This is a genomic window from Thalassospira indica (genome assembly GCF_003403095.1).
In the GTDB taxonomy this organism is placed as follows: Bacteria; Pseudomonadota; Alphaproteobacteria; order Rhodospirillales; family Thalassospiraceae; genus Thalassospira; species Thalassospira indica.
In genome coordinates, this window is record NZ_CP031555.1 from 2,047,053 (window position 1) to 2,061,426 (window position 14,374).

The window sequence follows — 14,374 nt, forward strand, 5'->3', positions numbered from 1 at the left end:
AGCAAAATGAAGCCAGAAAATCCAGAGAAAAGCTGGTATCCAAAACCGGATTTTGTCGAACTGTTTACACCGAAACTGATCACCGTTCTGCGTGAAGGGTACGGTCTTGCCCAATTGCGTGCAGATGCGATTGCGGGGCTGACCGTTGCCATCGTTGCCTTGCCATTGTCGATGGCGATTGCAATTGCATCCGGGGCGACACCGGCACAAGGCCTTTATACCGCAATTATTGGCGGGATACTGGTCTCGCTTCTGGGCGGGAGCCGGTTTCAGATCGGGGGACCGGCTGGTGCCTTTATTGTTCTGGTCGCAGCCACCGTTCAGGCGCACGGCATGGATGGCCTGTTGCTGGCAACGATCATGGCGGGCGGGATTCTGGTTTTAATCGGCCTTTTCAGGCTGGGCACCTATATCAAGTTTATTCCCTATCCGGTGACGGTTGGTTTTACCGCCGGAATTGCCTTCATCATCTTTGCCAGCCAGATCAAGGATCTGCTTGGACTTGATCTTGGTGGTGCGGAGCCAGGACCGTTTCTTGAAAAGCTGCCGGTTATCTGGGCCGCTTTGCCGAGTATGGATCTTGCTACCGTGATGTTGTCAGGGTCGACTATTCTGGTGATTGTCGGGCTTAAATATGTTCGCCCGCATTGGCCGGGCATGCTGATTGCCGTGGTCGGTGCCGCGTTGATAACGGCTGTGTTTGATCTTCCGGTCGCAACGATCGGAAGTATTTACGGCGGCATTCCAAGCAGTTTTCCAATGCCATCCTTGCCCGAAATTGATTTTGCCAAGGCGCAGGCGGTGCTGCCGAACGCAATTGCATTTGCGCTTTTGGGGGCGATTGAGTCGTTGTTGTCTGCTGTGGTGGCCGATGGCATGACCGGACGTCGGCACAGATCGAACTGCGAACTGGTAGCACAGGGTGTTGCAAACGTGGCCTCGGGCCTGTTCGGGGGCATTTGCGTCACCGGCACCATCGCGCGCACAGCAACCAATGTGCGATCCAAGGCGCATGGTCCGGTCGCCGGAATTTTACACGGCGTGTTTCTGTTGCTGTTCATTCTGATTGCGGCCCCCTTGGCGGGGTTCATTCCCCTGGCATGCCTTGCCGGTCTGTTGGCGACCGTTGCCTGGAACATGATCGAAAAGCACGCCATCGTTACTTTGCTGCGATCATCGCGTGGTGATGCGGCGGTTTTGCTGACAACGTTGCTTCTGACCGTGTTTCGCGACCTGCTTGAAGCGATTGTTGTCGGGTTTGCATTGGGATCGGTTCTGTTCATCCGGCGTATGTCACGCATGGCCGATATCGAAAGTGCCACACCTTTTGTTGCCGAAGACCGGGCGGATAATCAGGTCGTCTTGATGGCATCGGATCCTGTATCGGCTGGTGATCCCGACATCGTTGTTTACCGAATTTCCGGCGTCTTTTTCTTTGGGGCGACGGCGGCCTTCGGGTCGGTGCTGGATCGTATCGGTGATACGCGCCGCGCACTGGTTGTTGATTTTTCAGCCGTGCCTTTTCTTGATTCCACAGCCGCCAATACGCTGGCAAGCCTGGTTCAAAAAGTGCGCAGCCGGGGCGGGCTGATTGTCTTTAGCGGCACGAAACACGATATCCGGCGCGATTTGTTTGTGCACGGGATGAAGCCGCCAGCAATCCATTATGAGGCCGATGTTGAACAGGCTGTCAAATGGCTGGGCGAGAAGCTTGGCACATTGCGGGATTAACCCGCAGTCGGGCGCAACCAATTGGTCTTTTGTTGGCAAAACAGCATTTTGGGTTTATTCGGTATCGTTATGCCGATTTAAGCTGTGCCCAAACAGCAAGCCCCAAAAGGAAATGCCATGACTGATCAGACCGGACTGAATGTCACCATTGATGATCGCGTTGCCACCATCACGATCTGTCAGCCGGAACGCAAGAACGCCCTGACCAAACCGATGTGGGGTGCGTTGGCGACGATTGTCCACGAATTGTCGGATGATCTTGATCTGCGTTGCGTGATTATTCGGGGTGGCGAGGGCGCCGGTTTTGGCGCCGGGGCAGATATCCATGAGTTCGTGCGGGAACGGTCCGGGTTCGACAAAGCGCGCGATTACGGCATGTTGCATGCCGAGGCGCTTCAGACCATCCAGAACTGCACCCATCCGGTGATTGCCGCGATTGATGGCCCGTGCATGGGGGCGTCATTCGTGCTGGCGGCAGCGTGCGACATGCGCATTGCCGCCGATAACGCAAAGTTCGCTGTACCGCCGATGAAGCTTGGCGCAACACTTGGCTATCCCGAGCTCGAAATCATGCTTGATCTGCTGGGCGAGGCGGCATTGTTCGAAATCCTGCTTGAAGGGCAGGTGTTTGATGTCGTCCGGGCGCGCGAGATCGGTTTTATCGCCCGTCATGTCACACTTGAGGCGTTTGACGAGGAAGTTGCCAAGACCGGCAAACGTATTGCCGGTGGCGCGCCGCTGACGCAGCGGGCGCACAAAAGCATGCTGAACCGTCTGCGCCAGGGTGGCTCAATTGACATGCATGAATTTGATGAAGGCTACCGCGCCTTTGAAAGTGCCGATTTCAAGGAAGGCTACACCGCGTTTCTTGAAAAGCGTAAACCGATCTTCACCGGGAAATAGGCATCGAGGGCTTTAACAGTCGGCCTGTTAAAGTCCCAAATCCGGTGTCAACGGCACGTCGGTGATGCCGTAATCAATGCCCATCTTGTGCAATTCGCTGGTGATCTGGGAACGGTGATGGGTTTGGTGATTGAAAAACTGCACCAAAAATAGCGGGCGGGGCAGGGTGCGCGTGATGCCGTCGACACCGGTGAACTTGCGATATCCATCCTGCCAGTCACGATCGTCCGAGGCGACAAAAGCCTCGATCTCGGCATCAAGGTCGCGGCGGATTTGGCGCAACTCATCAAAATCATCGGCGACCTGAGTGTGGGCATCATAGACCGGGGCGTTTCCAGTTTTCATGATGCTGAGAATACGACGGTCTATATGCACCAGATGGTTAAGGGTGGCATTGATCGACTTAAAGAACATGCCGCGATCACGGCGGCGTTCTTCGTCGCCAATCTGATCGCAAAGATCATAAAGCACGTTGTTCTGCCACGTGTTGTATTTGGCCATTGCGCAGCCATAGTCGTCAAATGTCATCCGGGCCATTGAAGATATCCTGAAATAAGTGGTGGCGGGGTCAGTTTGATCAGCAGCTTGATCAGGTGGGGGATTCTGTCTGTTTTGCGTCGGCCATAAAATGGACCATCAGATTGGCAAAAATCGCAAAGCCCAGCATCGATACGGTCAGTGGAAACAAAGTGTTGTCATGAAAATGACCGATGACGATGCCTGCAACCGCGCCGGTGGCGAACTGGATCGTCCCCAACAGGGCCGTCGCCGTACCGCCGATATACGGGAAGTATTGCATGAAGGACGCCGTGGCATTCGGGGCCGTCAGACCGATCAGTCCGACCGAGAACATGATGAACGGCACCACCGTCCACAAGCTTGGCTCAAAGACATTTGTCGCAATGAACAAGCCGATGGTCGCGACAAGTTGAATGCCGGTACCGATTTTTAGAATCTGATGACATTCGAGGCGTTTGAGCAACGGATTGTTGAGCCGGTTACAGATGATAATCACCGCAACATTGGCCCCGAACAGATACGGGAAGTATGCCTGCGGCACGCCAAAGAAATCGATATACATAAACGGGCTGTCGGTGACGAAACTGAACATCACCGCACTGGCCCCGGCATGGGTCAGCATAAAGCCAACCGCCTTGCGCGTGCGCAGGACTTCCAGATAGGTCCACCAAACCCGGCGTACCGGGCCGGGATGGCGTCGGCGCATCAAGCTTGTTTCGGGCAGTTTCAGGTAAACGATGGCAAGCATCAGGCTGCCATAGACAATCAGCAGCACGAAGATCGATTGCCATGTTGACCAGACCAGTAATAACGAGCCGATGGTTGGTGCGACAAGCGGTGCAATCATCATGATCACCGCAATCAGCGCAAACATGCGCGCAGCTTCCTTGCCATCAAACAGATCGCGCACCGACGCACCGACAATCACAATCGAAAATCCGCCGCCAATCGCCTGGAAAAAACGCATGACATTCAGCGAAAAGGCGCTGTCGACGGTGGTGATAATCGCGCTGGTGACGATATAGATTACCAACCCGACCAAGGCGATGGGACGTCGACCAATCCGGTCAGACAAAGGTCCGCCGATCAGTTGTCCCAAGGCAAATCCGATCAAGAAGGTACTGACGGAAACTTCAACAGCATGGGTGGCTTCGCCAAAGTCGCGCGCCATTGCCGGGATCGCCGGCAGATAGGTATCAATGGCAAATGGTGCCGTCGCAACCAGTGCGGCAAGCAAGATGGCAAGCTTTTTCGGGTCAAGCGATGCGCTGGGCAGGGGCGTGGACATGCGCAATCAATTCCGTTCAGTGTTTGGCGGCGGGTCAGAGTCCCCGAGCAGAGGACACGCGTTGCGCGGAGTATGCAAGCACGCGCAGGTAAGCAAAGTGACCAAGGCGCAGCAATGTGGGGCGTCGGGTGTGATAATCCCGAGCCCTGTATTATCCATAAAATTCAGGCTTCTGCCAGCGGTTGCTTGGATTGCGTCTTAGCTTATTGGCAGATCGGGCGTGTAGGGCACGTCCGTGTTGCCGTAATCAAGGCCCATCTTGTGCAGTTCGCTTGTGATCTGGGAACGATGATGGGTTTGATGATTTAACAGTTGCACCAGAAACAGCTGTCGGGGCAGCTTGCGGGTGACGCCATCGGGGAAGGGAAGTTCGCGGATTTCATCCTGCCAGCTGTGATCGGCGCCTTCGACGAATTCGGTTATGTCGGCATCGACTTCGGCCCGCATGGCCTTGAGCGTTTCGAAATCGTCGGCAACGATGGTGGTTGGTGCGAACGGACCAGCTTCACCGGTACGCAGTATGGTCAGAATGCGCAGATCAACATACAGGATGTGGTTTAGGGTGTTGTGGATGGAGCCAAAGAACATATTGCGATCCAACCGCCGTTCGACATCGCCGATCTGATCGCAGAGGTCAAACAGCACGCCGTTCTGCCAGCTGTTATAGGTCGCCATGCAGCGGCCATAGTCGTTGAAATTCATCTTGGACATTTTGAAACCGCTCCTTCCAGAGGCGCAATCAGGCCTGGTTTTTCTTGGTTGTCATGGGTTTAACCAATACTACCGCATGTCGCGGGCCGTGGCACTGAAATACATCAAGGGCGGCATCCGATTGAATGCCGCCCTTGCTTTTTGTGTGTTTGCGATCAAACCCGGTTAGTGGGTCATGATCCGTTCCGGGCCCATCAGGGTGGTCGGAAGCCAAGTCGATATCACCGGGACATAGGTGATCAGGATCAGGAAGCCCAGCAGGATCAGAAGCCACGGGAAGGCAGCCTTCACGACCTTGAGCAACGGCATGCCGGTAATCCCGGATGTCACAAACAGGTTCAATCCGACCGGTGGTGTGATCATGCCGATTTCCATATTGACCACCATGATGATGCCCAGATGGATCGGATCAATGCCCAACTGCATGGCAATCGGGAACAGGATCGGCGCCATGATCAGAAGGATCGCCGATGGTTCCATGAAGTTGCCGGCAATCAGCAAAACGATGTTAACAACAATCAGGAAGCCCCATGCCGGCAGGCCCCATCCAATGATGGTTTCGGCAATGGTGTGCGGGATACGTTCAGAGGTCAGAACATGGGCAAACAGCATCGCGTTGGCGATGATGAACATCAGCATGATAGTGACTTTACCGGCATCCAGCAGGACGTGACGGACTTCCTTGTCAAACGGGATCAGGACCAGTGCCTTGCCCATTTTCGGAAGGTTGTGCGCCATCAGGCTGCCAATGCCGGTATTGCCGTTTTCTGGCACCCATGAAAGTTCCTTGATCGGGCCCATATCGCGGTAAAACAGCACCGCAACAAACATGGCATAGAACGCGGCAACCGCCGCGGCCTCGGTCGGGGTGAAGACCCCGCCATAAATGCCACCCATGATCAGCAGAACCAGCAACAGGCCACCCGATGCCGAAAACAGCGCACCGCCCCATTCACCAAGGGTCGGGCGGGGCTGGCTTGGCAGTTTCTTGATGCGTGCAACGATATAGATCGCAATCATCAACATCAGGCCGACCATGATCCCCGGAATAACGCCAGCAAGGAACATGCGACCAACCGAAACCTCGGTCGCGGCGGCGTAAACAACCATCACGATGGATGGAGGGATCAGAATACCAAGCGTACCGGCATTACAGATCACACCAGCCGCAAAGCTTTGCGGGTAACCTGCGCGCACCATACCGGCAATCACGATGGAGCCGATGGCAACGACGGTTGCCGGGCTTGACCCCGAAACAGCCGCAAACAGCATGCAGGCCAGAACCGATGCCATGGCAAGACCACCGGGGAACCAGCCCACGGTATCAATGGCAAAGCGGATCAGACGGCGGGCAACCCCGCCGGTCGACAGGAAGGCCGATGCCAGAATGAAGTAGGGAATGGCAAGAAGGGTGTAGTGTTCCATCCCGCCAAAAAGCTTTTCTGCCAGGGTGGCAAGGCTATCGTCGCCAAAAAGAAGGATGGTCGAAAGCGACGCAACACCCAGCGAAATGGCAATCGGTGCGCCAAGCGCCATCAAGCCAAACAGCAGGATAAACAGGAATGCGATAGTCATTTGAATGTTCCCCCTGTCCGGCTTACGACTTTGGCGTCGAAGCGGTGGCGGACTTGTCGTCCTCCACGGTGCTTGCGCCAAGCTGATCAATCGCTTCGCGCGCTTCGTCAGCCAGATTGAAGCCAACCTGTTGGCCGGTAATGATGCGCCAGCCAACCTGTGCCAGACGGAATGCCAGCAAAGCGGCACCCACCGGCATGATCAGATAGACGATCCACAGCATGATCGGGCTGTCTTCAGCTTCCATTTCAAGCATGTGGTTGAAGCTGACCAGCTCCCAGCCGCCAATAATCAGCCAGCTTGAATACAGAATGCCGGCCGCGACAACGATCAGACCGATGACGCGCTGGGCATTCTTGGGGAACAGGCGAACGAGGGCGTCCACCCCGATGTGCGACCCAACCTTGACCCCATAGGACATGCCAAACAGGATCAGCCAGGCAAAAAGAAATTCCGTGGTTTCCAAGGCCCAGGTCAGGCCGGAATTGAACACGTAACGCATGACGACGTTTACAAAGGTAAGCGACGTCATAGCGGCGAGCAGGAGGGCAATAATGCCCTCCTCCAGCCGGTTAACGACCGTTGAGATCATCTTGAACGGCCCTTTTCCGATGATGTTGGGAAAAAAGTACGGATCAGTTGCACGCAGCAGCGGCGTCGATGATGTCCTGGCCGATATCGCCAGAGAACTCATCCCAAACCGGTTTCATTGCAGTCTGCCATTTGGCGAATTCTTCGCCGGAAAGCTGCAGGATTTCGGTTTCGCCGGAGTCAATAACTGCCTGACGCTGTTCTGCGGTTAGTTCCGCCGACAGGCCGTTTGCGTAATCGCTGGCTTCTTTCATCGCCTGCGCAAGGCCGTCGCGGATTTCCGGATCCAGACCTTCCCACCACTTGGTCGAGGTAACGACCATGTAGTCAAGCAGACCGTGGTTGGATTCGGTGATGTAATCCTGAACTTCGAAGAACTTTTTGGAATAGATGTTCGACCAGGTGTTTTCCTGACCGTCAACAACGCCGGTCTGAAGGGCCGAATAAGTTTCCGAGAAGGCCATTTTCTGCGGAACCGCATCAACAGCTTCGAACTGGGCGGCGATCACGTCAGACGACTGAATACGGAATTTCTGACCAGCAGCATCTTCCGGTGCGCGCAGCGGCTTGTTGGCCGAAAGCTGTTTCAGGCCGTTGTGCCAGTAACCAACACCGGTCAGACCTTTGGACGACATTGCGTTCAGCAATTCCTGACCTTTTTCGCCATTCTGGAAGCAGGAAACCGCATCCATGTCCTTGAACAGGAACGGAAGATCATAGACCTGAAGTTTCTTGGTCCATTTGCCGAATTTTGCGAGCGACGGTGCACCGAACTGAACGTCACCACGCAGGATGGCGGCAAGAACCTTGTCGTCATCAAACAGCTGCGAGTTCGGATAGATTTCGATCTGGACCTTGTCGCCAAGAATTTCTTCGGCGCGTTTTTTGAAGAAGTCGGCACCCTGGCCTTTCGGGGTGTTCGGCGCAACAACGTGCGCGAACTTGATCACTTCCTGTGCCGAGGCGGCAAAGTTGGACCCCAGAAGTGCTGCGGCGGCAACGCCAGCAGCAAGAATGCTTTTGCTGATAGGACGCATCAAAACGTCTCCCTTGATGAATTAAATCTGTTTTCCCGTTAGCGCGCCATTTTTGGCGTCGTTCTAAAACGCCGTTTGGCGCTGTGCCGTAATCAGCAAGCACCGGGCCAGTTCGAAATCAGTTGGATTTATGTAATTATATCAATGAAATAAGGTTGATTTCATGTTGCTGCGGCGCAACAAATTTTAGCTATTTCGTGCGTGAAGGCGCACACGTATTTCGCGGCAGTGTGCGGACTGCCGCACACTATGCCGGGCGCGGATTTGACGGACCGGACGACAGAAAAAAGCCCGTCTAACTGACGGGCTCGTGATCGGTTGATTAGCGCGGGCGTCGGAATTCGGCCGGGACAATGTTGTATTTGGTCAGCTTGTCGTAAAACGTCTTGCGCGGCACGCCAAGCGCACTGACCGTGGCCGTAACATTGCCGCCATGTTCGCGCAGGGCTTCGGTAATCAGGCTTTTTTCAAATGCCTCGACTTGCTGGGGCAGGGGGACGGCATAATTGTCTTCGCCATCCTCGTTGTTTGTCAGGGGATCAAGACCAAGAACACGGCGTTCGGCGGCATTGCGGAGCTCGCGCACATTGCCCGGCCAGTCATAGGCATTGAACCGTGCCAGTTCCGCCGCACTCAAGGCGGTGACGGTACGGTCGAACCGCTTGGCGGCATCACGGGTGAAATATTCAAACAACAGCGCGATGTCATCCTTGCGATCACGAAGTGGCGGGATATGCAGTTGCACGACATTCAGGCGATAATAAAGATCTTCGCGAAACGCACCGCGTGCCGATGCGGACCGCAGATCAACCTTGGTGGCAGCAATAACCCGCAAGTCGATTGGCAGAACCCGGTTTGATCCAAGCCGTTCAACCGCGCGTTCCTGCAAAACCCGAAGAAGCTTGATTTGCAGCGCTAGCGGCATGCTTTCGATTTCATCAAGGAACAGCGTGCCCTTGTCGGCAAATTCGAACTTGCCGATGCGTTTGTGATCGGCCCCGGTGAAGGCGCCGGCTTCGTGGCCAAACAGTTCTGATTCAATCAGATGTTCGGGCATGCCGCCGCAATTCACCGCCACAAACGGGCCGGGGCGCCCCGACATTTCATGCAGATTTCGTGCGATTACTTCCTTGCCCGATCCGGTTTCGCCGTTGATCAGGACATGGGCGTTGGTGGCCGCGACATTGCCGATGAGGGTGCGCAGCTTTTCCATCGCCGGATTACGACCAATGAAGTCCGATGCGTTTTTGGAATGGCGCGCGAGTTCGATCTTGAGTGTGCGGTTCTCAAGCACAAGGGCGCGGTGGCTCATTGCGCGGCGGGTAATGTCGATGAACAGATCCGGGGCATAGGGCTTTTCGATAAAATCAAATGCCCCGTCATGCATGGCCTGAACGGCGGTTGCGACATCCCCATGCCCGGTGACCAGAATTACCGGCATTTCCGGATCGATCTTTTTGACCTCTGTCAGCAGATCAAGGCCGTCCATTTTCGGCATGCGAATGTCGGAAATCACAATGCCCGGCCAGCCTTTTTTCAGGCGTTCAACCGCAGACGCGGCGTCCGAGAAAACTTCGACAGGGATGTCGGCAAGCTCCAGCGTTTGGTGTGCGGCTTCACGCACATCTTCGTCATCGTCAACAAACAGAACGCATTCGGCACTGGTTGGCACTGGCTTATCCTTTGACCCGATAACACGATCAGAGGACAATTTGCTTGTCAGCCCTGATCGTGATGGTTTGCAAGGTATGTGCGGGTTTCTGAGGGTGTTTTAGCAGCCGTGAAGGCGGGCGTCGAGATGCTGTTTTTCGGTTCCGTATCGCCGGGGCCATCATAGCGGAGCTCGACAATGAAGGATGCGCCGCCTTGCGGGCGGTTTTCCGCACGGAGCGTTCCACCAAAGCTTCGAATGATGCCATAACAGATTGAAAGGCCAAGCCCCAGGCCATCACCAAACGGTTTGGTGGTAAAGAAGGGATCAAAAAGCTTGGGCAGGTTGTCTGGCAAAATGCCATGCCCGTTGTCATTAACCTTCACAATCACACGGTCTTCGCCGCCGGTGATCGCGATATCAATTTCGGGGTTGGCCATATTCTGGCAGGCATCCGCCGCGTTATTGATGAGATTGGTAAAGACCTGGGTCAGCTGATTGGCCTCGGCAATGACGTGTTTGACATCGCCGTGCTGGTGCAGGGTGATGTTTTCGACACCCGCACGTCCGCTTTCAATCGCAAGATCAATTGCCATCTGCATCTGGGCCGGGACATCGACCGGATGATTATCCTGTTCCGGGCGGCGCGAAAATGTTTTGAGGTTGCCGGTAATCCGCCCCATGCGGTCGGTCAGTTCTGAAATCCGTTGCAGATTGCGGTTCGCCGTTTCCTTATTGTCGCGCGCGATGAACTTCATCGCGTTTTCCGCATAGTTCCGAATGGCGGTCAGGGGCTGGTTGATTTCATGGGCGATCCCGGCGGACATCTGACCAAGGGCGGCAAGCTTGCTGGTTTGGACCAGTTCGGCCTGGGCTGTGCGAAGCGCGTCTTCGGTACGGGATCGCTCGGTAATTTCCTCTGCCAGGCGCTGGTTGGTGTTCATAAGATCGGTCGTGCGCAGGCGAACCTGACGTTCCAGTTCGCGTTGCGACCAGTCGCGGATTTCAAGCTGTTCAAGCATCGCGCGCCGGCGTTGCAGGATGATGAAAATCAGACCGGTCAGAATGATATGCGCAGCCCCGCCCATTGCACCGGCACTGATCACGGATCGATCCAGCACGGATTTATCGGTCAAAAGAAACATCCGCCAGCCCTGCTTGGGAAGTGTGCTTGCCGTGACCAGATAGGTTGTCTTGTCTGGCGTGGTCTGGCGCGTTTGCGGTTTGCCGGTTGCTTGTTCGTTGGCGGTTCGTGCCTCGTCTTCGCTGGCAACCGGGCCGAGGCTGAGGATTGCCGGGTTATCGTCAACCGGCCATGCCCCATCCAGCAACGGCATGGGTTCAAGCGGATAGTCACCATATTTGCGCGACGCGATCAGGCGGGGACGGTCATTGTTACCGAGCCCGGCAAGGTCGCGAAACCGCCAATCGAGGTTGGATGAAATGATAACGACGCCGTTCTGATCGGTGACCAGAACGCTTTCGCTGCCGCGCGCCCAACGTTGCACAAGGGTTTCAAGGTGGGTCTTGACCACCACGGCCCCAGCAAAACGCGTCCCGTCCGGGCGCACCGGGTGGGAGATATAATAACCCGGTACGTTCGAGGTAATCCCGAAGGCAAAGTAATGACCGGTCAGGCCGCTTTTGGCCTGCTGGAAATAGGGGCGGAAGGAAAAGTTGCGCCCGATAAAGGACGCATCGCTGTTCCAGTTGCTGGCAGCCAGGGTGTCGCCATTTTGATCCATGAAATAGATGTCTGAGGCGCCGCTGTCGGCTGCCAGTTTTTCAAGGTAAATGTTGACGGCCTTGGCAATCACCGGATCGGCATAGATTGCAAGATCGATGATGCGCTTATCCGATGCCAGCGTAATCGGCAGATATTCGTGTTCCTTGATCGCGCCCTGAAGGTTGGATCGATACAGTTCAAGCTTGTTGCGCCCATCTTCCGTGATGTCGATCAGCTTTGCCTCATGCCAGAACGTCGTGACCAACCACACGGTTACCGGCAGCAGTGCAAGCAAACCGCATAATACGATCCGGGATATTCTTTTGATTGAAACCGAAGAGTTCAGCATTCTGTCCACGTTGGCGTTGGGCTTTGATCGACCCCTTCTTAAGGGTGGGAAGTCTTCCCTTAAAGGTGGGGCGCCGGGATTAGATTACAAAAAGATTTCAAAGCCCAGCGCAAATTTTACCGATGTTTCTCATGCTTGATAATCGTTGGATCAGGCTGTACCTATCAGGAAAGCATCCGCGGGATTTTCAAACCATATTTATGCACGGTTGATCAAGCCCGAACAAACCTGTCAGGAAAGTTCCCTGCATGAACGACGAAGACACACACCTGATCTGGGTTCTGGCCGATGACCGGACCGGCAATGTCAATCAGTGTTTGGGGGTTGCCGAGGCATTGGCACAGCCTTTCAAGCGCATTGATATCGGGTTTACGAAATTTGTGCGTCTTCCGAACTTTATCCGCAGAACCAGTCTGATCGGGATTGATGAGGCATCGCGCAGGCGACTGGTGGCGCCCTGGCCGGATCTTGTCATCTGTTGCGGGCGGCGTTCTGCACCCGTGGCACGCTGGATCAAAAAGCAAAGTCGCGGCCATACTCGCATTTGCATCATCATGCGACCGGATGGCTTCGAAAGTGCCTTTGACCTGATTGCCGTGCCGGCACATGACCGTTCTGTCATTCGTGAAAATATCGTCGAAATTCCGGGTGCGCCGCACCGTGTGACCGAAAGCAGGCTTTTGATCGAGGCCGACAAATGGCGCCCACATTTCAAAGGCCTGCCGGAGCCAAAGTTCGCCCTGATCATTGGCGGAAGTACCAAGCGCACGACCTTTACCAAAGACATGGCAGAACAACTGATCGACAAGGCGGTTGAGGCTGCAAGTGCGGTCAACGGGTCTTTGCTTGTCACCACCAGCCGCCGTACGGGTGTGGAAAACGAAGCCCTGATTGCCGAGCGGTTGGCAGCGTCCGGTGTGCCTTATCACCTGCATGACTGGACATCCCGGGCCGAAAACCCGTATTTCGGCTATCTCGCGCTTGCCGATGTGAAGATCGTGACAAGTGATTCCGTTTCGATGTGCTGCGAGGCGGCGGCGGCACCGGGTGGTGTCTATATCTTTGATCCCGATGGTCTGGCCAACAAGCGGCACAAACGCCTGCATCAAAGCCTTTATGAAGGCGGCTACGCCAGACCGCTTTTGCCCGACACCGAACTGGTGCCATTCAAGCATCCGTCCTTGCAGCCAGCCCGCATGGTTGCGCAGCGCTGTCTGGAGCTTTTGGGCGCCCCCTGACCTGAAAGGTCGATAACACCTTGTTTTGTTGTGGTGTATCGGGTCTATTCGCCGGGCACCACCACCAAGGAATATCGCCCCGATGTCTTCGTCCCCGACCGATCCCACCGCTGTGCGTGCGTTAAACGCACCGCAATTGTTTCCACGCCACATTGCGGTTGCGATTTTGGCTGCTGTTGCCTGCTTTTTTGCGGCAAACCATGTTGCCGCACGTCTGACATTTGAAAACGGGACAGGGCTGCTTCTGGCTGTTTTATGCCGCTCGGCTGTTGCGCTTTCGATCCTGATTGCGATTGTCTATTTCAAACGTCATTCCATTCGTTTGCCGCGTGGTCTGGTGCGCTGGCAATTGGTGCTTGGCCTGATGATCACGATCCAGAGCCTGTGTCTTTATTCCGCAGTGGCCCGTGTGCCGGTCGCCCTGGCGTTGCTGACGGCAAATACGTTTCCGATCATTCTGGCCTTGCTGACATGGGGGCTTGGCGGTCCACGCCCGACCTTGCGTGCGGCAGGTTTGATGTTGTTTATCCTGTCGGGCCTTGTGCTGGCGCTTGATCTGCCGGGTATTCTCGGCGGTGGGGCAGAGGTGACGTCAAGCTGGTGGCTGGGCATCGGCTTTGCGCTGATGGCAGCGACCGTTCTTTCGGTGGCCTTCTGGGTAACCGATCACAAGCTTGCCGGTATCAGCGGGCCGGTGCGCTCGATGTTCACCATGCTGGTTGTTTTTGTTTCGATGATCATTGCCGGGATCGGCGATGTTGTGCCGGGTGGCATGGGGCTTCCGAATGCCACGCCCGGATGGATGGGGCTTTTGGCCTTGATGCTGCTTTATGGCGGGGCGTTCGCGGTTCTGTTCATCAATGTGCCGCGTCTTGATATGGCGCGCAATGCGCCAGTAATGAATATGGAGCCAATCGCGACATTGCTGTTTGGCTGGGTCATTCTGGGGCAGATGATCAGCCCGATCCAGATGCTGGGCGGGCTGGTCGTGGTCAGCGGCATTGTCATCCTGACCCTGCGCAAAGGGGCATGAGCTGAATAAAAAAGGGAGCCAT

The 14,374-nt window shown here is 55.4% G+C and carries 12 protein-coding genes; 4 read left to right on the forward strand and 8 right to left on the reverse strand.

All coding sequences use genetic code 11. From position 1 onward, the window contains the following. Positions 1-6: 6 nt before the first annotated feature. Complete coding sequence (locus DY252_RS09690) at positions 7-1,731, forward strand: SulP family inorganic anion transporter (RefSeq protein ID WP_064790090.1); 1,725 nt, start codon at positions 7-9, stop codon at positions 1,729-1,731. A 117-nt stretch (positions 1,732-1,848) separates the two neighbouring features. After that, positions 1,849-2,634, forward strand: coding sequence for an enoyl-CoA hydratase/isomerase family protein (locus tag DY252_RS09695; RefSeq protein ID WP_064790091.1), 786 nt, complete (start codon positions 1,849-1,851; stop codon positions 2,632-2,634). Between the two features lie 27 nt (positions 2,635-2,661). Here the strand turns inward: DY252_RS09695 and DY252_RS09700 are convergent, their stop codons facing one another. The 8 genes from DY252_RS09700 to DY252_RS09735 form a co-directional block, all read right to left on the reverse strand. Continuing rightward, on the reverse strand, positions 2,662-3,171 hold the full coding sequence (locus DY252_RS09700; RefSeq protein WP_082923581.1) for a DinB family protein: 510 nt from the start codon (positions 3,169-3,171) through the stop codon (positions 2,662-2,664). Positions 3,172-3,223: 52 nt separating this feature from the next. Continuing rightward, the gene (locus DY252_RS09705; RefSeq protein WP_064790092.1) at positions 3,224-4,441 is read right to left on the reverse strand and encodes a Bcr/CflA family multidrug efflux MFS transporter; all 1,218 of its coding nucleotides are present in this window, start codon (positions 4,439-4,441) and stop codon (positions 3,224-3,226) included. Between the two features lie 198 nt (positions 4,442-4,639). Next, positions 4,640-5,152, reverse strand: a complete 513-nt coding sequence (locus DY252_RS09710; RefSeq protein WP_082923582.1) for a DinB family protein — start codon at positions 5,150-5,152, stop codon at positions 4,640-4,642. Positions 5,153-5,317: 165 nt separating this feature from the next. After that, entirely contained in the window at positions 5,318-6,727 is a 1,410-nt protein-coding gene (locus tag DY252_RS09715; RefSeq protein ID WP_008891327.1) for a TRAP transporter large permease, read from the reverse strand. A gap of 22 nt (positions 6,728-6,749) precedes the next feature. Further along, positions 6,750-7,319 (reverse strand): TRAP transporter small permease, encoded by a 570-nt coding sequence (locus tag DY252_RS09720; RefSeq protein ID WP_008891328.1) that lies wholly within the window; start codon positions 7,317-7,319, stop codon positions 6,750-6,752. Positions 7,320-7,362: 43 nt separating this feature from the next. Next, positions 7,363-8,355 (reverse strand): TRAP transporter substrate-binding protein, encoded by a 993-nt coding sequence (locus tag DY252_RS09725; RefSeq protein WP_064790094.1) that lies wholly within the window; start codon positions 8,353-8,355, stop codon positions 7,363-7,365. Positions 8,356-8,677: 322 nt separating this feature from the next. After that, on the reverse strand, positions 8,678-10,027 hold the full coding sequence (locus tag DY252_RS09730) for a sigma-54-dependent transcriptional regulator (protein ID WP_064790095.1): 1,350 nt from the start codon (positions 10,025-10,027) through the stop codon (positions 8,678-8,680). A 47-nt stretch (positions 10,028-10,074) separates the two neighbouring features. Further along, a complete protein-coding gene (locus DY252_RS09735; RefSeq protein WP_231959805.1) occupies positions 10,075-12,027 on the reverse strand; it encodes a sensor histidine kinase in 1,953 nt (650 codons plus the stop codon). Positions 12,028-12,329: 302 nt separating this feature from the next. Between DY252_RS09735 and DY252_RS09740 the strand changes: the two genes are divergently transcribed. Together DY252_RS09740 and DY252_RS09745 are read left to right on the forward strand one after the other, a co-directional pair. After that, positions 12,330-13,319 carry a mitochondrial fission ELM1 family protein gene (locus DY252_RS09740; RefSeq protein ID WP_064790097.1) on the forward strand — a complete coding sequence of 330 codons (990 nt, stop codon included), beginning with the start codon at positions 12,330-12,332 and terminating at the stop codon, positions 13,317-13,319. An 82-nt stretch (positions 13,320-13,401) separates the two neighbouring features. After that, the gene (locus DY252_RS09745) at positions 13,402-14,352 is read left to right on the forward strand and encodes an EamA family transporter (RefSeq protein ID WP_064790099.1); all 951 of its coding nucleotides are present in this window, start codon (positions 13,402-13,404) and stop codon (positions 14,350-14,352) included. Positions 14,353-14,374: the final 22 nt, after the last annotated feature.

Bases quoted from the DNA above. Each gene is read 5' to 3' on its own strand.
- DY252_RS09690 (WP_064790090.1), top strand. From the start codon at position 7: ATGAAGCCAGAAAATCCAGAGAAAAGCTGGTATCCAAAACCGGATTTT.
- DY252_RS09695 (WP_064790091.1), top strand. From the start codon at position 1,849: ATGACTGATCAGACCGGACTGAATGTCACCATTGATGATCGCGTTGCC.
- DY252_RS09700 (WP_082923581.1), bottom strand. From the start codon at position 3,171: ATGGCCCGGATGACATTTGACGACTATGGCTGCGCAATGGCCAAATAC.
- DY252_RS09705 (WP_064790092.1), bottom strand. From the start codon at position 4,441: ATGTCCACGCCCCTGCCCAGCGCATCGCTTGACCCGAAAAAGCTTGCC.
- DY252_RS09710 (WP_082923582.1), bottom strand. From the start codon at position 5,152: ATGTCCAAGATGAATTTCAACGACTATGGCCGCTGCATGGCGACCTAT.
- DY252_RS09715 (WP_008891327.1), bottom strand. From the start codon at position 6,727: ATGACTATCGCATTCCTGTTTATCCTGCTGTTTGGCTTGATGGCGCTT.
- DY252_RS09720 (WP_008891328.1), bottom strand. From the start codon at position 7,319: ATGATCTCAACGGTCGTTAACCGGCTGGAGGAGGGCATTATTGCCCTC.
- DY252_RS09725 (WP_064790094.1), bottom strand. From the start codon at position 8,355: ATGCGTCCTATCAGCAAAAGCATTCTTGCTGCTGGCGTTGCCGCCGCA.
- DY252_RS09740 (WP_064790097.1), top strand. From the start codon at position 12,330: ATGAACGACGAAGACACACACCTGATCTGGGTTCTGGCCGATGACCGG.
- DY252_RS09745 (WP_064790099.1), top strand. From the start codon at position 13,402: ATGTCTTCGTCCCCGACCGATCCCACCGCTGTGCGTGCGTTAAACGCA.